Consider the following 16,595-nt stretch of genomic DNA (forward strand, 5'->3'; position numbering starts at 1 on the left):
GGCACAGGCGACGAAAGGTCCAACGCAGAAAAGACATCGCCCCGATTGGCCGGGCCAATCGGGGCGATGCCGTGGTTCGGCAAGCCGGCTCAGAGCAGGGTGAACTGGCTTTCCTTCACGTCATCCGAGTCCAGGCCGATCATCACCTTGAACTCGCCCGGTTCCGAGGCGTAGCGCAGGTTGCTGTCGTAGAAGCGCAGGTCTTCCTCGCGGATCGGGAATTCCACCACCTTCGACTCGCCCGGCTGCAGCATGACCTTGCGGAAGCCCTTGAGCTCCTTCACCGGGCGGCTGATGGAAGCCACCTCGTCGCGCAGGTACAGCTGCACCACGGTCTCGCCGGCGCGCTTGCCGATGTTCTTCACCGTCACCCGCGCCTTGAGGGTGTCGCCCTTGTGCATCCGCGGGCTGGACAGCTGCACGTCGGAAACGCTGAAGCGGGTGTAGCTCAGGCCGTAGCCGAAGGGGTACAGCGGGCCGTTCTGCGAGTCGAAGTAGCGCGAGGTGTACTTGTTCGGGTGCTCGTGGTCGAACGGGCGGCCGGTGTTGAGGTGGTTGTAGTAGATCGGGATCTGCCCCACCGAGCGCGGGAAGGTCATCGGCAGCTTGCCCGAGGGGTTGTAGTCACCGAACAGCACGTCGGCGATGGCGTTGCCGCCCTCGGTGCCGCTGAACCAGGTTTCCAGCACGGCGTCGGCGTTCGCGGTTTCCCAGCGCAGGTCCAGCGGGCGGCCGTTCATCAGCACCAGCACCAGCGGCTTGCCAGTGGCCTTCAGCGCCTTGAGCAGGTCGTACTGGCTCTGGGCGATGTGCAGGTTGGTCTTGCTCGACGCCTCGTGGGCCATGCCCTGGGCCTCGCCGATCGCCGCCACGATGACGTCGGCCTGCCTGGCCTTGGCCACCGCCTCGTCGATCATTGCCTGCGGGCTGCGCGGGTCGATCTTCACGTCCTCGTTGTATTCGTTGAGGTACTTGATGATCTCTTCGTCGTTGGTGACGTTGGCGCCCTTGGCGTAGAGCAGCGCGGCCTTGCCGCGGGTGGCGTGGCCCATGCCTTCGAGCAGGGTCACCGCCTGGAAGGCCTTGCCGGCGGCGGACCAGCTGCCCATGACGTCGCGCTTGCTGTCGGCCAGCGGGCCGACCAGGGCGATGGTGCCGCCGCGCTTGAGCGGCAGCACGTCACCTTCGTTCTTCAGCAGCACCATGCCGCGGCGCGCCACGTCGCGGGCCTCGGCGCGGTGCAGGCGGCTCTCGGCGTCGGTGTCGAGCGGGTCGGCGCCCTGCAGGTAGCGGTACGGGTCCTTGAACAGGCCCATGTCCCACTTGGCCGCCAGCACATCGCGGCAGGCGCGGTCGATGTCGGCCTGGCTGATGGCGCCGGCCTTGAGCAGCTCGGGCAGCTCCTTGCCGTAGAGGTCGTCGTTCATGTTCATCTCGACGCCCGCGGTCATCGCCAGGCGCGCGGCCTCGCGCGGTTCGCCGGCGACGCCGTGCTTGATCAGCTCCATGACCGCGCCGTGGTCGCTGAGCAGCACGCCCTTGTAGCCCCACTGCTTGCGCAGCACGTCCTGCAGCAGCCACTTGTTGGCGGTGGCCGGCACGCCGTTGACGCTGTTCAGCGAGACCATCACCGCGCCGGCGCCGGCGTCGATGGCCGCGCGGTACGGCGGCAGGTAGTCCTGGAACATGCGCGGCAGGCTCATGTCCACGGTGTTGTAGTCGCGCCCGCCCTCGCCGGCGCCGTACAGGGCGAAGTGCTTGACCCCGGCCATGATGGTGCCCGGCTGGTCCAGGCCCTTGCCCTGGTAGGCCTTGACCACGGTTTCGGCGATGCGGCTGACCAGGTAGGTGTCCTCGCCGAAGCCTTCGGACACGCGCCCCCAGCGCGGGTCACGGGCGATGTCGACGGTGGGCGAGTAGGTCAGGTTGAGGCCGTCGGCGCTGGCCTCCAGGGCGGCGATGCGCGCGCTGGTGGCGACCGCGTCCATGTCCCAGCTGGCGGCCAGGCCCAGGCCGATGGGGAACACGGTGCGATGGCCGTGGACCACGTCGTAGGCGAAGAACAGCGGGATCTTCAGGCGGCTGCGCATGGCCGCGTCCTGCAGGTCGCGGATGCCCGGGCGGACCACGGTGTTGAAGATGGCGCCGGTGGTGCCGGCCTTGATCTCTTCCAGCAGCACCGGCTTGGGATGGTCGGGGCCGACGCTCACCAGGCGCAGCTGGCCGATCTTCTCGTCCTGCGTCATCTGCTGCATCAGCTGGCTGATGAAGGCGTCCTTGGACTGCCCCGGCAGCGGAACCGCCGGCCCCTCGGCAGCGAGCAGGGAAACGCTGTTCAACCCCAGCAGGAGGCCGAGGCAGAGGTGTGTTCTCTTCATTATGTATGCGCACTCAGTGGCCCGCGCCAGGGCGGCGGCCGACTGTTGAATGTTGGAAGGTTCGATGACGGCCATGCCCGGCGCTGCTCCGGCGGCTCCCCCAGGTGCTGCCGCCGGCGCCCGTGCGGCGCGGCACATAAGGTCGTCCCGCGCGCGGCGGAAGTCAACGGTTGAAAGCTTTCAGGGGCGGAGCCCCTACTTTCGGACGCGCGAATCAGTGGTCGCGCTCCCTGGCCATGGCCTCGAGTTCCTCGCGCATGGCCTCGGCCAGGGCGCGCTCCTCGTCGTATTCGTCGGCCTCGGGCACTGGCGCGGCGGGCTCTGCGACGGGTTCCGGGGCTGCCTCGACGGCATCGTCGGGCGCTGTCGGCAAGGCTTCTTCGGCCGCTGCGGGGTCGTCCGTAGCCTCGTCTTCGGCGACCGGCGGCGGTTCGATCAGGTCGTCGAAATCGGTCTTCAGGCCCTGCTCCATTTCGTCCAGCTCGGCCAGCAGGCTGCGGAAGCTGGTCTCCTCGGGCTTCTCCTCCGGCGGCGCGGCTTCCGGCTCCTCGCCGGCTTCGCGCAGCGCCTGGTCGGCCAGCGCCTGGATGGACGCCGGCACGTAGTCTTCGTCGAGGATCGGGCTGGGCAGGTGGACCGGCACCAGTTGCACGTCTTCCGGCTCGGCTTCCATCTCGCGCAGCTCGGCCAGCGGCGGCAGTTCTTCCAGGCTCTTGAGGTTGAAGTAGTCGAGGAAGGCGCGGGTGGTGGCGAGCATCGCCGGGCGCCCCGGCACCTCGCGGTAGCCGACGATGCGGATCCACTCGCGCTCCATCAGCGTCTTGATGATCTGGGTGTTCACCGCCACGCCGCGGATTTCCTCGATCTCGCCGCGGGTGATGGGCTGGCGGTAGGCGATCAGCGCCAGGGTCTCCAGCAGCGCGCGGGAGTAGCGCTGCGGGCGCTCCTCCCAGAGCCGGCCGACCCAGGGCGAGAGCGGCTCGCGGATCTGCAGGCGGTAGCCGCTGGCCACTTCCTTGAGTTCGAAGGCGCGGCCGGCGCAGGACAGCGACAGGATCGCCAGGGCATCGCGGAACTGCTGCGGCTCCGGGCGCTCGGCCTCCTCGAACAACTCGCCGAGGCGCTCCAGCGACAGCGGCCGGCCGGAAGCCAGCAGGATGCCTTCGAGCAGGGTCGCCAGTTCGTGGGGGTCGGAGAGGTTCATCGGGTCGCTCGGTTCGGGTTGCGGGAATCGCCGGTCTGGCGGGAAAACTACTCAATGCGCGGCGCCAGGGCAACGCCGGGGGCTCAGAGCGGCTCGTCGTCCAGCTCGGCCGGGTCCGCCGTCTCGTCGAAGCCGCCGTCCTCGAAGGTCGGCTCCGGCGCCGGTGCCTCGGTCTCCTCGAACACACCTTCGTCGCCCTCCTCCAGGGCCTCGACCGGTGCCGCGCCCTCCTCCACCTCGATGCGGGCGCGCACGTGGATGGGCGCGAAGGCCTGGTTCTGCACCAGCTCCACCAACTGTTCCTTGACCAGCTCCAGCACCGCCATGAAGGTCACCACCACGCCCAGGCGGCCTTCCTCGATGCGGAACAGCTCGATGAAGGGCACGAAGCCGGCGTCCTTCAGGCGTTCGAGGATTTCGCTCATGCGCTCGCGGGTGGAGAGCATCTCGCGGGTCACCTGGTGGCTCTCGAACAGGTCGGCGCGGCGCAGCACCTCGGCCATGCACAGCATCAGCTCCTGCATGTCCACCTGCGGCAGCAGCTTGCGCGCCTTGGCCTCCGGCGCCGCCACGGTCGGCACCACGTAGTCGCGGCCCTGGCGCGGCAGGCCGTCGAGGTCTTCGGCGGCCTGCTTGAAGCGCTCGTATTCCTGCAGGCGGCGGATCAGCTCGGCGCGCGGGTCTTCCTCGTCCTCCTCGGCCTCGGCCGAGCGCGGCAGCAGCATGCGCGACTTGATCTCGGCGAGCATGGCGGCCATCACCAGGTATTCGGCGGCCAGCTCCAGGCGCACCGACTTCATCAGCTCGACGTAGGTCATGTACTGGCGGGTGATTTCCGCCACCGGGATGTCGAGGACGTCGATGTTCTGCTTGCGGATCAGGTACAGCAGCAGGTCGAGCGGCCCCTCGAAGGCTTCGAGGAAGACTTCCAGGGCATCCGGCGGGATGTACAGATCCTGGGGCAGCTCGGTGACCGCTTCGCCATAGACGAGCGCCAGCTGCACCGGTTCGCGATATTCGGCGGGGCTGGGCGGGGTTTGCGGCTCGTTCAGGTCGCTCATCGGCCTCTCGTCGGGCGGGGCGGGCTCAGGACGGCATTATCCCTGCTTTTCAGCGGCGATGGTGAGGGAATTGGACGGAATGGCGCCCACCCACGCCATCCCCTGTAGGAGCGCGCCCTGCGCGCGATTTCGCGGGCAGGGCCCGCTCCTACAATTTTCCCTGAGATGCCGTTTCCCCGTAGGAGCGGACCTTGTCCGCGATAGCCGGACGTCCCGGCGCGAATCGCGGATGAGATCCGCTCCTACGCGGCCCCACCCAGGCCATTCCCCTGTAGGAGCGAGCCATGCTCGCCTGCAACGCAGGATTTTGTCCGCAATGCCGGGCGGCCTAGCGGTACACCAGCCCCATGGCCTGGCGCACTTCCACCAGGGTTTCCCGCGCCGCTTCGCGGGCGTGTTCGGCGCCCTCGGCGAGGATGCTGCGCACCAGTTCGGGGTTGTCCTCGTAGTCCAGGCCGCGCTCGCGGATCGGCGCCAGTTCCTGGTTGATCGACTCGATCAGCGGCCGTTTGCAGTCCAGGCAGCCGATGCCGGCGCTGCCGCAGCCCTCCTGCACCCACTGGCGACAGGCGTCGTCGGAGTAGATCAGGTGCCACTGCCACACCGGGCAGCGCTGCGGGTCGCCCGGATCGTTACGCCGCACCCGCGCAGGGTCGGTGGGCATGCGCGCGATCTTCTCCTCCACCTCCGCCGGGCTTTCGCGCAGGCCGATGGTGTTGTCGTGGGACTTGGACATCTTCTGCCCGTCCAGCCCGGGCATGCGCGAGGCGCTGCCGACCAGCGTCTGCGGTTCGGGCAGCAGCACGCGGCTGCTGCCTTCAAGGTAGCCGAACAGCCGCTCGCGGTCGCCGAGGGTCAGGTTCTGCTGCTCCTTGAGCAGTGCCCGCGCGGTTTCCAGGGCATCCTCGTCGCCCTGCTCCTGCCAGGCCTTGCGCAGGCTGCCGTAGAGCTTCGAGGTCTTCTTGCCCAGGCGCGCGACGGCGGCCTGGGCCTTGTCCTCGAAGTCCACCTCGCCGCCGTAGAGGTGGTTGAAGCGCCGCGCCACCTCGCGGGCGAACTCGACGTGGGCCAACTGGTCCGAGCCCACCGGCACCAGGCCGGCGCGGTAGACCAGGATGTCCGCCGCCTGCAGCAGCGGGTAGCCGAGGAAGCCGTAGGTCGACAGGTCCTTGTGGCCGAGCTTTTCCTGCAGCTCCTTGTAGGTTGGCACCCGCTCCAGCCAGGGCAGCGGGCAGATCATCGACAGCAGCAGGTGCAGCTCGGCGTGCTCGGGCACCTGGGACTGGATGAAGAGGGTCGAGGCGCTGGGGCTGACGCCCACCGCCAGCCAGTCCACGGCCATGTCGCGGACGTGCTGGCGGATCGGCCCGACGTCGTCGTATTCGGTGGTCAGGGCATGCCAGTCGACGATGGAGAAGAAGCATTCGTACTCGTGCTGCAGGCGCACCCAGTTCCGCAGCACGCCGTGCAGGTGGCCCAGGTGCAGGCGCCCGGTAGGGCGCATGCCGGACAGCACACGGCGCTGGGATTCGACATTGCTCAAGCGCGGGACCTCGGCAAGGGCGGCAGTATGGAAGAGCGCTTCAGGCGTAGGCCTCGAAGGGGGCCGGGTCGCCGCAGCCGACGCGGATCACCTCCGGCTCCTCGCCGGTGAGGTTGATCACCGTGGAAGCCTCGACGCCGCCGTGGCCGCCGTCCAGCACCAGGTCCACCTGGTGCTCCAGCGCGCCGCGCATCTCATAGGGGTCGCTCATCGGCTCGGTCTCGCCGGGCATGATCAGGCTCACGCTCATCAGCGGCTCGCCCAGCTCCTGCAGCAGCGCCTGGGCGATCGGGCAGGCCGGCACGCGCAGGCCGATGGTGCGGCGCTTGGGGTGCAGCAGCATGCGCGGCACCTCGCGGGTGGCGTCGAGGATGAAGGTGTAGGGCCCCGGCGTGTGGGCCTTGAGCAGGCGGAACAGGCGGGTGTCGACCTTGGCGTACAGGCCCAGCTCGGACAGGTCGCGGCACACCAGGGTGAAGTTGTGCTTGTCGTCGAGCTTGCGCAGCCGGCGGATGCGCTCCACCGCGCCCTTCTCGCCCAGGCGGCAGCCCAGGGCGTAGGAGGAATCGGTGGGATAGGCGATCACCCCGCCCTGGCGGACGATCTCCACCGCCTGCTTGATCAGGCGTGGCTGGGGGTTTTCAGGATGGACCTGGAAGAACTGGCTCATGAAGTCTCCTCAAGGGCCCGGGCCGCGCCAGCGAAGCGCGTCCACAAGGGCGGAAGGTCGTCCGGCACGGGCCGGTACAGCCCCAGCTCCGACCAGTCGCTGGGGCCGTGGAAATCGCTGCCGGCGCTGACCAGCAGGCCGAATTCGCGGGCCAGGATGCTCAGCACGCCGACCTGCTCGGCCGGCTGCAGGCCGTTGACCACTTCGATGGCGTGGCCGCCGGCGTCGATGAAGTCGGCGATCAGCTTGCGCCGCTTGGTGCGGGTGAAATCGTACTGGTAGGGATGCGCCAGGCTGACCCAGGCCCCCGCCGCGCGCAGGGTGCCGACCGCCTCGGCGAGGCTCGGCCAGTGCTGCTTGACGTCGCCCAGCTTGCCGGCGCCCAGCCACTTGCGGAAGGCTTCGGCGCGCTCGGCGACATGGCCGGCGCGCACCAGGAACTCGGCGAAGTGCGGCCGCGCCGGGGCATTTTCGCTGTCGCCCAGCTCGCGCTGGACGGCCCGCGCGCCCTCGAAGGCGCCGGGCATGCCCTTGGCTTCCAGGCGCCGGCCGATCTCCTCGGCGCGCGCCCAGCGCCCGCGGTGCAGCTCGTCCAGGGCGCGAACCAGCGGCTCGGCGGCACTGTCGAAGGCGTAACCCAGGACGTGGATGGTCGCCCCGCCCCAGGTGCAGGACAGCTCCACGCCGTTGACCAGGGTCACCCCCAGTTCCTCGGCGGCGGCGCGCGCCTCGGGCAGGCCCTCCAGGGTATCGTGGTCGCTCAGGGCGAGCAGGCGCACGCCGCGCTGGTGCGCGCGGGCCACCACGGCGGCGGGCGGCAGCTGGCCGTCGGAGGCGGTGCTATGGCAATGCAGGTCGACACGCATGGGCATACCGGGACGGGTTTTACTTCTGTATAGACGCTGCGCGGCGGCGATTCACGGCGTGCGAGCGCAACGGCACGAGACGGGTGACTATTTCAGTTCTTCCGCAGGTTGGTATTATGCCGCCACAACTGGGCTCTGGCTGCCGTAATGAAGCAATTCATCGATTTCATCCCCCTCATCCTGTTCTTCATCGTCTACAAGCTGGACCCGCGCACGGTCGAACTCGCCGGACACTCCTTCAGCCTGGGCGGCATCTACAGCGCCACCGCGGTGCTGATCGCCTCCTCGGTGGTGGTCTACGGCGCGCTGCTGATCAAGCAGCGCAAGCTGGACAAGGGCCAGTGGCTGACCCTGGCCGCCTGCCTGGTGTTCGGCGGCATGACCCTGGCCTTCCACAGCGAGACCTTCCTCAAGTGGAAGGCCCCGGTGGTCAACTGGCTGTTCGCCCTGGGCTTCCTCGGCAGCACCCTGGTGGGCGACCGCCGGCCGCTGATCCAGCGCATCATGGGCCATGCCGTGCATTTGCCGGAACCGATCTGGCAGCGCCTGAACCTGGCCTGGGTGCTGTTCTTCGTGTTCTGCGGCTGCGTCCAGCTGTTCGTCGCCTTCACCTTCGAGCGTTTCTGGGTGGACTTCAAGGTGTTCGGCAGCCTGGGCATGACCCTGCTCTTCCTGATCGGCCAGGGCGTGTTCCTGGCCCGCCACATGCACGACGCCCCAACCGGCGAAAAGCCCAAGGACTGACATGCTCTACGCAATCATCGCCCGCGACATCACCGCTTCCCAAGAACGCCGCCTGGCCGCGCGGCCGGCGCACCTGGCCCGCCTCGAGCAGCTCAAGGACGAAGGCCGCCTGGTCCTGGCCGGGCCGCACCCGGCCATCGACAGCCCCGACCCGGGCGCGGCCGGCTTCACCGGCAGCCTGATCGTCGCCGAGTTCGAGTCGCTGGCCGCCGCCCAGGCCTGGGCCGATGCCGACCCGTACCGCGCCGCCGGCGTCTATGCCGAAGTCGTGGTCAAGCCGTTCAAGAAAGTCCTGCCGTAAACCGGCGAGCGGCGGCGTACGGACAACGCCGCATGGCCGGACACACAGGCCCGGCCCCGCGACCGGACAGCGCCCGGAGCGCGGTGCCCGGCGGCTCATCAGCGTACAAGGAGTTCCGATGTCCCGACGTCATCTGCTGCCCCTGCTGTTCTGCCTGAGCCTGCCGCTCGCCGCCCACGGCGAGGAGCCCGCCACCGACCCCGGCGCCGGGCCAGCCCCCTCCGCCACGCCGGCCCCGGCCAGCGACGACCTCGCCCAACTGCAACAGCGCCTGGACGAGAGCGAGAAGCAGCGCGCCGACCTCGCCGCCCAGCTGCAAGGGGCGGAAAGCGCCGTGGTGGGCCGCCTGCGCCAGGAAAACCAGCGCCTGAAGCTGCAACTGCGCGAGCTGCAGGCCCAACAACCGCCGCGCCTGCTCAGCGACGAGCAGACCTGGTTCGCGACCGGCGGCGCCGTCGCCCTGGTCGCCTTCGTTCTCGGCGCCCTGAGCCGCGGCCGACGCCGCCGGCGCCGTGAATGGATCAACTGAAAGAAGCCCGAGCAATGAGTGAGCTGCTGCTGATCGACGACGACCGTGAACTGTGCGAACTGCTGTGCACCTGGCTGACCCAGGAAGGCTTCAGCGTGCGCGCCAGCCACGATGGCGGCGCGGCCCGTAGCGCCCTGGCCAGCCGCACGCCGGACGCCGTGGTGCTGGACGTGATGCTGCCCGACGGCAGCGGCCTGGAGCTGCTCAAGCAGCTGCGCAGCGAGCACCCCGACCTGCCGGTGCTGATGCTCTCCGCCCGCGGCGAGCCGCTGGACCGCATCCTCGGCCTGGAACTGGGCGCCGACGACTACCTGGCCAAGCCCTGCGATCCGCGCGAGCTGACCGCGCGCCTGCGCGCCGTGCTGCGCCGCAGCCACCCGGCGCAGCCCAGCGCCCAGGTCGACCTCGGCGACCTGAGCCTGAACCTGACCCGCGGCGTGGCCAGCGTCGCCGGCCAGGAGGTCAGCCTGACGCTGTCCGAGAGCCGCATCCTCGAGGCGCTGCTGCGCCAGCCCGGCGAGCCGCTGGACAAGCAGGCCCTGGCGCAGATAGCCCTGGGCCGCAAGCTGACGCTCTACGACCGCAGCCTGGACATGCACGTCAGCAACCTGCGCAAGAAGCTCGGCGCGCACCCGGACGGGCGTCCGCGCATCCTCGCCCTGCGCGGGCGCGGCTACTTCTACGCGCCCTGAGCGGACGGCCGGGAACCCCGTCCCAGAGCGGTAGACGCAATCTTTACCGAAGCTTTACCCGGCCCTGACCGCCCTTGACCTTGCCATCCCTAGACTGGGCACATCCGGTTCAGAAACCGGTCCACGAAAGGAGAAGATTCATGCGCAAGACCCTCACCGCCCTGATGTTCGCCGCCGCCCTGCCGACCCTGGCCATGGCTGCCACGCCGGTCCCGACCGATACCCCGCCGCCGCCCGCCCACATGATGGGCGGCCACATGAAGGACGGTCACGGCCCGCGCGGTGGCTGGAACGGCCCCTTCAAGGCCCTGAACCTGAGCCCCGAGCAGCGCCAGCAGGTCGGCAAGCTGATGGGCGACTCGATGAAGAGCCGCCACGACATCACCGACAAATACCTGAGCAAGCTCTCGGCCGCCGACCAGAAGGCCATGCAGGACGAACTCAAGGCCAGCCACGACAAGACGCAGAAGGACATCCGCGCGCTCCTGACGCCCGAACAGCAGAAGAAGTTCGACGAGCTGAAGAAAGAGCGCGAGCAGCGCAAGGCCGAATGGGCCGAGTTCCAGCAATGGAAAGCGCAGAAGGATGGCAAGACCAACTGATAGCGCCAGCCACCCGGGCGCCGGGCTCACCCCCGGCGCCTCGGCGTGCCCGCGCCCCTGAACCGAAACGGACATGCGACTGAACCGAAAGACCATGCGCTCGCTCTTCTGGCGAATCCTCGCCGCCTTCTGGCTCGCCCTGCTGCTGGTTGCCGGCCTGTCCATCCTGCTCGGTCGCGCGCTGAACCAGGACACCTGGATCATCGCCCGCTACCCCGGCATGCACGACCTCGCCCAGCAATGGACGCGGCTCTACGAGAACCAGGGCCCCGCCGCCGCCCAGCAGTTGCTGGAGCAACGCCGCCGCGACTACGACCTGTCGGTGCAGGTGCTCGACGAAAGCGGCCAGCGCCTGGTCGACGGCACCTACCTGCCGCGCCCGCCACGGCGCAACAACGACGAAGGTTTCGACCGCCGGAACCTGCCGCGCTTCCCCTGGCGCCAGCTCAGCCAGGAATACACCAGCGCGGAAAGCGACCACACCTACCTGTTCATCTACCGGATTCCCCACGGCGCGCTGGAAGCCTGGCACCGCGGCAGCCTGCTGTGGCCGCTCAGCGCGCTGGGCATCGCCCTGGTGGTGCTGACCATCTTCAGCCTGCTGGTGACACTTTCCATCACCCGCCCGCTCAACCGCCTGCGCCGCGCCGTGCACGACCTCGGGCAGACCGCCTACCAGCAGGACAGCCTGGCGCGCCTGGCCCGCCGCGGCGACGAGCTGGGCGTGCTGGCCCGCGACTTCAACCGCATGGGCGCGCGCCTGCAACGGCTGATCAGCAGCCAGCGCCAGCTGCTGCGCGACGTTTCCCACGAACTGCGCTCGCCGCTGGCGCGCCTGCGCATCGCCCTGGCCCTGGCCGAGCGCGCCAGCCCCGAACAGCGCGCCAGCATGTGGCCGCGCCTGGAGCAGGAGTGCGACCGCCTGGAAGCGCTGATCGCCGAAATCCTCGCCCTCGCCCGCCTGGACGCCGAGCCCGGGCCGACCAGCCGCGTCGAACTGCTGCCGCTGCTCGAACGCCTGCGCGAGGACGCCCAGCTGCTTTCCCCGGAACAGCACATCCAGCTGCGGGTTCCCGCCGACCTGGCCCTGGATGGCTGGCCCGACATGCTCGAACGGGCGCTGGACAACCTGCTGCGCAACGCCCTGCGCTTCAACCCGACGGACAAGCCGCTGGAAGTCGAAGCCGACAGCGACGGCGCCGTGCTGCGCGTGCGCGTTCGCGACCATGGCCCGGGAGCCGATGCCGAACACCTGGCGCAGCTGGGCGAGCCCTTCTTCCGCGCGCCCAACCAGGACAGCCCCGGCCACGGCCTGGGCCTGGCCATCGCCCGCCGCGCGGTGGAGCGCCACGCCGGCCGCCTGCGCCTGGCCAATCACCCCGACGGCGGTTTCGTCGCCACCCTGGAAATACCGCTGGCGCGCCACGCCGCCTGACCTCGGAGCCCGTTCATGAACCTAGCCGCCGAATACCTGCCGCCCCCCACTCCGGCCCTGCCGTTGGCGGCCACCGGCCTGCCGCGGGAGCGCCCGCGGGACGAGCCGCAGAGCCTGGTGCTGGCGGTGGAACTGGGGCTGCTGGCGCAGCGCTGGCGGCGCCGCTGGCCGGAACTGCGCCTGAGCCTGCCGCGCGGCGGCACCTGGCCGCTGCACAGCTGGCCGCAGGCGCTGCACGAAGCCCTGGATGAATTGCTGGATACCGCGGTGGAATGGCAGCAGGACGCCGCCATCGTGCTGGAACCGCGCCTGGAGCGCGGCCTGCTGCGCCTGGACCTCGGCGGCACCGACGAACAGGCCCGGCGCTGGCTGCCCCGGGCGCTGCGCGCCGCCCAGCGCCTGGCCGCCTGGCAGGGCGGCCGGCTGCTCTGGCGGGCCGGCGGGGCGCGCTGGAAAGTCCGCCTGAGCCTGCCGCTCAGCCCCGCCAGGCGCTGACGAAGGCCGCCGGGTCCAGCGGCGCCGGCTGGCGCAGCTCACCCATGGGCGTGCCCAGGTAGATGAAGCCGACGATGCGCTCGTTGGCCGCCAGGCCCAGGCCCTGGTGCACGACTGGATCGAAAGCCATGGCGCCGGTGCGCCACATGGCCCCCAGCCCCTCGACGAAAGCCGCCTGGACGATGCCGTAGGCGGCACAGCCAGCGGCCAGCATCTGCTCGATCTCCGGCACCTTGGGGTGCTCCTGCAGGCGCGCGATGGCCACCACCAGGGTCGGCGCGCGCAACGGCATGGCGCGGGCCTTGGCCAGCGCCTCGGGGCTGGCGTCGGGTTGTTCGGCATTCAGCGCACGGGCGAACAACTCACCCAGTTGCTGCCGCGCCTCGCCTTCCACCGTGAGGAAGCGCCACGGGCGCAACTGCCCATGGTCCGGCGCGCGCAGTGCGACGCGGAACAGCCGCTCGAGCTGCCCGGCAGTGGGCGCCGGCTCGCCCAGGCGGGCATGGGATACACGGTTGACCAGCGCTTCGTAGGCCTCCATGGGCTACCTCCTGTACACACAAGGACGGCCATTGTAATCGCAAAGGCTTCTCATCTGCCTGCTCACCTGCAGCCAGGGTGCTTCGTATCCGTGTAGGAGCGAGCTTGCTCGCGAAGGGGGCTTGCCGGCGACTCCCGTGTTTCGGATTGACGCCCTTCCCTCTCCCCAACCCTCTCCCTGAAGGGAGAGGGGGCTTGTCCGTGCCGAGAGAAGGAATGGTTTCAGCCGGAGGCCTTCGGAATTGCCGGCTGACTCAGGACTGTCAAAACGCACCGAACGGTCCCCTCTCCCTTCAGGGAGAGGGTTAGGGAGAGGGCGCTCTCAGGATGAACACCAGCGTTCGCCGGTAGAGCTGTTCGCGAGCAAGCTCGCTCCTACAGGGGGCCCAAAGTCATGCGCCCACAGTCAAGCCACCCGCTCCGGCGACGGCGTGATGATCGGCTGCAACGGCGGCGTCAGCGGCGGCAGGCCGTAGGCGGCGCGGGCCGCGTCGCAGTTGGGGTTGTGCTGGCCGTCGACCCAGGAGGCCTCGAATTCCCGGCAGGTGCTGGAGCGCTGCTCGTAGACCGTGCAGCGCACGCCACAGCCGACCTCGCCCAGCAACCCCACGCAGCGCACCGGCTTGGCCTCGGTGCCGCGCATGGCGGCATGGTACGGGCCGACCTGCACCACCAGGTCGTCGGGTACGTTGCCGCCGGCGGAACGGCACTCGCCCCAGTAGAAGGACACACGGAAATGCGCGCAGCAGGCGCCACAGTTCAAACACGGATTGTCGATGGACATGATGTGCGAATGCACCAGAAGAAACCGGCGAGCGCCGGCGGGCAGCGCAGAATTCTAGCGATTGCGCAGCCGTTGTGAAGAGCCCTCCGGCGCGCTGCGCATCGCGCCGAGGGCAGGTACAATGGAGGGTTCATGTCCATCGAGTCCGCTTCATGGCGCTGCCGACACTACGCACCCTCGGATACATCATCGGCCTGTTCCTGATCACCCTGGCGGTGGCCATGCTGGTGCCCATGGCCACCCTGCTCTACTACCACCGCCCGCAGGAACTCTCGCCCTACATCTGGTCGAGCCTGATCACCTTCAGCGCCGGCCTCGGCCTGGTCCTGCCGGGCCGCCCCGAGCAGGCCCACCTGCGCCCGCGGGACATGTACATGCTCACGGTGTCGAGCTGGGTGATCGTCTGCTTCTTCTCCGCCCTGCCCTTCATCATCGCCCGCCACATGAGCGTCACCGACGCCTTCTTCGAGAGCATGTCGGGCATCACCGCCACCGGCTCCACGGTGCTTTCCGGGCTGGACAACATGTCGCCGGGCATCCTCATCTGGCGCTCGATGCTGCACTGGCTGGGCGGCATCGGCTTCATCGGCATGGCGGTGGCGATCCTGCCGATGCTGCGCATCGGCGGCATGCGCCTGTTCCAGACCGAATCCTCGGACCGCAGCGACAAGGTCATGCCGCGCTCGCACATGGTCGCCAAGTACATAGTCGCGGTGTACGTCAGCATCACCATCCTCGGCACCCTGGGCCTGTGGTGGGCCGGCATGGGCCTGTTCGATTCGCTCAACCATGCCATGTCGGCGATCTCCACCGGTGGTTTCTCCACCTCCGACCAGTCCCTGGCCAAGTGGCACCAGCCGGCGGTGCATTGGGTGGCGGTGGTGATCATGATCCTCGGCAGCCTGCCCTTCGCCCTCTACGTCGCCACCCTGCGCGGCCATCGCAAGGCGCTGCTCAAGGACAGCCAGGTGCACGGCTTCATCGGCCTGCTGGTGTTCACCTGGCTGGTGATGGGCACCTGGTACGCCTTCAATTCCGACCTGTCCTGGCAGGACGCCTTGCGCATCGTCGCGGTGAACGTCACCTCGGTGGTCACCACCACCGGCTTCGCCCTGGGCGACTACAGCCTGTGGGGCCACTTCTCGATCATGGTGTTCTTCTACCTGGGCTTCATCGGCGGCTGCTCCGGCTCCACCGCCGGCGGTTTGAAGATCTTCCGCTTCCAGGTCGCCTACATCCTGCTCAAGGCCAGCCTGTACCAGCTCATCCACCCGCGCGCGGTGCTGCGCCAGAGCTACAACGGCCACCGCCTGGACGAGGAGATCGTGCGTTCGATCCTGACCTTCTCGTTCTTCTTCGGCGCCACCGTCGGCGGCCTGGGCCTGGCCCTGACCTTCCTCGGCCTGGACTGGATGACCGCGCTGACCGGCGCCGCCAGCACCGTCTCCGGCGTCGGCCCAGGCATGGGCCCGGTGATCGGCCCCTCGGGCAACTTCTCGTCCCTGCCGGATGCCGCCAAGTGGCTGCTGTGCGCCGGCATGCTCGCCGGGCGCTTGGAGATCCTCACCGTGCTGGTGCTGTTCACCCCGGCCTTCTGGCGCCACTGAGGCGCGTCAGCCGAGGATGCCGGCGGCGATGTTGATGCTCAGGCCGAGGATCGCCGTGTTGTACAGGAAGCAGATGATCGACTGCGCCAGGGCCACCCGGCGCAGCGCCGGCGAGGCGATGGCCACGTCCGAGGTCTGCACGGCGACGCTGAGGGTGAAGGAGAAGTAGGCGAAGTCCCAGTAGTCCGGCTGCCGCCCGCGGTCGGGGAACTGCAGCGGCGCCTCGCCGTCCGCCGCCGTGTAGAACATGCGCGCGTAGTGCATGGCGAAGATGGTCCCGATGAGGAACCAGGAACCCAAAACCGTGCTGCCGGTGAAGGCGTAGCGCAGCAGCCGCTCGCTCCCCGGCAGCTGGCGCGCGCCGGCCAGCTCGTAGACGATCGCCACCAGGCTGGCGATGGCCGCGGCGCTGACCAGCACCAGCACCGCCTGGGCGTTCTCGTCCTCGATGGCGGCCAGGCGCTGCACCTGATCCGCCCCGGCGCGCAGGGCGAGCACGGTGATCAGCAGCACATAACCCCAGGCGGCGACGTTCCAGCCAACCAGCGTGCGCATCAGCGGCGGCAGGTGGTAGCAGGCCAGCCCCAGCGTCAGGCCGGCGGCGCAGGCGAGGAGCAGGCGCGGATGGGTGTGCAGCAGGGTACGGCTGAGCAGCATGCGTGGCGTTCCAGGCGGCGGACCTGGGCTGAGCCTAGCTCAGTAGACCGGCGGCCGCAGGCGCTGGGCGAATTCGTCGAGCTGCTTCTGTTCCTGCTTGTCGGCCAGCAGCCGCGCTTCTTCGCGGTAGCGTTCCACCAGCTTGCGCAGGCCCTCCAGGCGGGCGTACTTCTCCGACCAGGTGACACGCGCCTTCTCCACCACGTCCTGGTGCCAGGCCAGGCTGCGGTTCTGCTGTTCCACGGCGGTTTCCAGCTGCGCCAGGAAGCGTTGGTAGTCCAGCAGCCACTGGCCGCTGACGCCCTGGCGGCCGCGGTCGATCCACTGTTGCTGGTAGTCGGCGCGGAAGCGCTCCAGCTCGGCCAGCTTGCGCTGCGCCTGGAGCAGTTGGTTCTGCGCCTGGCCGAGCTGGCGCGCGGCCTCGCGTTCGGCCTTCAGGGCCATCTCCACGACAGGAGCCAAACGGTCGGCGCGGCGGTTCATGGCA

Annotated in this window: 18 protein-coding genes; 8 read left to right on the forward strand and 10 right to left on the reverse strand. The window is 69.2% G+C overall.

Features of this window, described 5'->3' with window-relative positions; translation table 11 throughout:
• Nucleotides 1-89: 89 nt before the first annotated feature.
• The 6 genes from bglX to RN02_RS31130 all read right to left on the reverse strand — a co-directional run bounded on the left by bglX (nt 90) and on the right by RN02_RS31130 (nt 7,722).
• On the reverse strand, nt 90-2,378 hold the full coding sequence (gene bglX, locus RN02_RS31105) for a beta-glucosidase BglX (RefSeq protein WP_043319404.1): 2,289 nt from the start codon (nt 2,376-2,378) through the stop codon (nt 90-92).
• A gap of 214 nt (nt 2,379-2,592) precedes the next feature.
• Nucleotides 2,593-3,582 (reverse strand): SMC-Scp complex subunit ScpB, encoded by a 990-nt coding sequence (gene scpB, locus RN02_RS31110; protein WP_043319336.1) that lies wholly within the window; start codon nt 3,580-3,582, stop codon nt 2,593-2,595.
• An 83-nt stretch (nt 3,583-3,665) separates the two neighbouring features.
• Nucleotides 3,666-4,514 (reverse strand): segregation and condensation protein A, encoded by an 849-nt coding sequence (locus RN02_RS31115; protein WP_232244792.1) that lies wholly within the window; start codon nt 4,512-4,514, stop codon nt 3,666-3,668.
• Nucleotides 4,515-4,971: 457 nt separating this feature from the next.
• Nucleotides 4,972-6,186, reverse strand: a complete 1,215-nt coding sequence (locus RN02_RS31120; protein WP_043319338.1) for a tryptophan--tRNA ligase — start codon at nt 6,184-6,186, stop codon at nt 4,972-4,974.
• A gap of 40 nt (nt 6,187-6,226) precedes the next feature.
• The gene (locus RN02_RS31125; RefSeq protein WP_043319341.1) at nt 6,227-6,856 is read right to left on the reverse strand and encodes an L-threonylcarbamoyladenylate synthase; all 630 of its coding nucleotides are present in this window, start codon (nt 6,854-6,856) and stop codon (nt 6,227-6,229) included.
• Complete coding sequence (locus RN02_RS31130; protein WP_043319406.1) at nt 6,853-7,722, reverse strand: PHP domain-containing protein; 870 nt, start codon at nt 7,720-7,722, stop codon at nt 6,853-6,855. The genes RN02_RS31125 and RN02_RS31130 overlap by 4 nt, the downstream gene beginning before the upstream one ends.
• Before the next feature lie 147 nt (nt 7,723-7,869).
• On the opposite strand from RN02_RS31130, the gene RN02_RS31135 reads away from it, so the two are divergent.
• From RN02_RS31135 to RN02_RS31165, 7 genes are all read left to right on the forward strand, one after another.
• Complete coding sequence (locus RN02_RS31135) at nt 7,870-8,466, forward strand: septation protein A (RefSeq protein ID WP_009620899.1); 597 nt, start codon at nt 7,870-7,872, stop codon at nt 8,464-8,466.
• Nucleotide 8,467: 1 nt separating this feature from the next.
• Complete coding sequence (locus tag RN02_RS31140; protein ID WP_043319343.1) at nt 8,468-8,767, forward strand: YciI family protein; 300 nt, start codon at nt 8,468-8,470, stop codon at nt 8,765-8,767.
• 118 nt (nt 8,768-8,885) lie between these two features.
• Entirely contained in the window at nt 8,886-9,296 is a 411-nt protein-coding gene (locus tag RN02_RS31145; protein ID WP_043319345.1) for a hypothetical protein, read from the forward strand.
• Between the two features lie 14 nt (nt 9,297-9,310).
• A complete protein-coding gene (locus RN02_RS31150; RefSeq protein WP_043319348.1) occupies nt 9,311-9,988 on the forward strand; it encodes a response regulator transcription factor in 678 nt (225 codons plus the stop codon).
• Nucleotides 9,989-10,128: 140 nt separating this feature from the next.
• The gene (locus RN02_RS31155; RefSeq protein ID WP_009620895.1) at nt 10,129-10,590 is read left to right on the forward strand and encodes a Spy/CpxP family protein refolding chaperone; all 462 of its coding nucleotides are present in this window, start codon (nt 10,129-10,131) and stop codon (nt 10,588-10,590) included.
• Between the two features lie 94 nt (nt 10,591-10,684).
• The gene (locus tag RN02_RS31160; protein ID WP_009620894.1) at nt 10,685-12,025 is read left to right on the forward strand and encodes a sensor histidine kinase; all 1,341 of its coding nucleotides are present in this window, start codon (nt 10,685-10,687) and stop codon (nt 12,023-12,025) included.
• 15 nt (nt 12,026-12,040) lie between these two features.
• On the forward strand, nt 12,041-12,520 hold the full coding sequence (locus RN02_RS31165; RefSeq protein ID WP_082033937.1) for a hypothetical protein: 480 nt from the start codon (nt 12,041-12,043) through the stop codon (nt 12,518-12,520).
• Here RN02_RS31165 and RN02_RS31170 read toward each other — a convergent pair.
• On the reverse strand, nt 12,501-13,061 hold the full coding sequence (locus RN02_RS31170; RefSeq protein WP_043267628.1) for a nitroreductase family protein: 561 nt from the start codon (nt 13,059-13,061) through the stop codon (nt 12,501-12,503). The genes RN02_RS31165 and RN02_RS31170 overlap by 20 nt on opposite strands.
• Nucleotides 13,062-13,466: 405 nt before the next feature.
• Nucleotides 13,467-13,844, reverse strand: a complete 378-nt coding sequence (locus tag RN02_RS31175) for a YkgJ family cysteine cluster protein (RefSeq protein ID WP_043319350.1) — start codon at nt 13,842-13,844, stop codon at nt 13,467-13,469.
• A gap of 152 nt (nt 13,845-13,996) precedes the next feature.
• Between RN02_RS31175 and RN02_RS31180 the strand changes: the two genes are divergently transcribed.
• Complete coding sequence (locus RN02_RS31180; protein ID WP_009620890.1) at nt 13,997-15,451, forward strand: TrkH family potassium uptake protein; 1,455 nt, start codon at nt 13,997-13,999, stop codon at nt 15,449-15,451.
• Nucleotides 15,452-15,457: 6 nt separating this feature from the next.
• On the opposite strand, the gene RN02_RS31185 is transcribed toward RN02_RS31180, so the two are convergent.
• Entirely contained in the window at nt 15,458-16,108 is a 651-nt protein-coding gene (locus RN02_RS31185) for a DUF1345 domain-containing protein (protein ID WP_043319352.1), read from the reverse strand.
• A gap of 39 nt (nt 16,109-16,147) precedes the next feature.
• Nucleotides 16,148-16,591, reverse strand: a complete 444-nt coding sequence (fliJ, locus tag RN02_RS31190) for a flagellar export protein FliJ (protein ID WP_043267636.1) — start codon at nt 16,589-16,591, stop codon at nt 16,148-16,150.
• Nucleotides 16,592-16,595 lie beyond the last annotated feature (4 nt).

The organism is Pseudomonas sp. PI1, from assembly GCF_000812405.1.
In the GTDB taxonomy this organism is placed as follows: domain Bacteria; phylum Pseudomonadota; class Gammaproteobacteria; order Pseudomonadales; family Pseudomonadaceae; genus Pseudomonas; species Pseudomonas citronellolis.

Bases quoted from the DNA above. Each gene is read 5' to 3' on its own strand.
- bglX (WP_043319404.1), bottom strand. From the start codon at position 2,378: ATGAAGAGAACACACCTCTGCCTCGGCCTCCTGCTGGGGTTGAACAGC.
- scpB (WP_043319336.1), bottom strand. From the start codon at position 3,582: ATGAACCTCTCCGACCCCCACGAACTGGCGACCCTGCTCGAAGGCATC.
- RN02_RS31125 (WP_043319341.1), bottom strand. From the start codon at position 6,856: ATGAGCCAGTTCTTCCAGGTCCATCCTGAAAACCCCCAGCCACGCCTG.
- RN02_RS31130 (WP_043319406.1), bottom strand. From the start codon at position 7,722: ATGCGTGTCGACCTGCATTGCCATAGCACCGCCTCCGACGGCCAGCTG.
- RN02_RS31135 (WP_009620899.1), top strand. From the start codon at position 7,870: ATGAAGCAATTCATCGATTTCATCCCCCTCATCCTGTTCTTCATCGTC.
- RN02_RS31140 (WP_043319343.1), top strand. From the start codon at position 8,468: ATGCTCTACGCAATCATCGCCCGCGACATCACCGCTTCCCAAGAACGC.
- RN02_RS31145 (WP_043319345.1), top strand. From the start codon at position 8,886: ATGTCCCGACGTCATCTGCTGCCCCTGCTGTTCTGCCTGAGCCTGCCG.
- RN02_RS31150 (WP_043319348.1), top strand. From the start codon at position 9,311: ATGAGTGAGCTGCTGCTGATCGACGACGACCGTGAACTGTGCGAACTG.
- RN02_RS31155 (WP_009620895.1), top strand. From the start codon at position 10,129: ATGCGCAAGACCCTCACCGCCCTGATGTTCGCCGCCGCCCTGCCGACC.
- RN02_RS31160 (WP_009620894.1), top strand. From the start codon at position 10,685: ATGCGCTCGCTCTTCTGGCGAATCCTCGCCGCCTTCTGGCTCGCCCTG.
- RN02_RS31165 (WP_082033937.1), top strand. From the start codon at position 12,041: ATGAACCTAGCCGCCGAATACCTGCCGCCCCCCACTCCGGCCCTGCCG.
- RN02_RS31170 (WP_043267628.1), bottom strand. From the start codon at position 13,061: ATGGAGGCCTACGAAGCGCTGGTCAACCGTGTATCCCATGCCCGCCTG.
- RN02_RS31175 (WP_043319350.1), bottom strand. From the start codon at position 13,844: ATGTCCATCGACAATCCGTGTTTGAACTGTGGCGCCTGCTGCGCGCAT.
- RN02_RS31180 (WP_009620890.1), top strand. From the start codon at position 13,997: ATGGCGCTGCCGACACTACGCACCCTCGGATACATCATCGGCCTGTTC.
- RN02_RS31185 (WP_043319352.1), bottom strand. From the start codon at position 16,108: ATGCTGCTCAGCCGTACCCTGCTGCACACCCATCCGCGCCTGCTCCTC.
- fliJ (WP_043267636.1), bottom strand. From the start codon at position 16,591: ATGAACCGCCGCGCCGACCGTTTGGCTCCTGTCGTGGAGATGGCCCTG.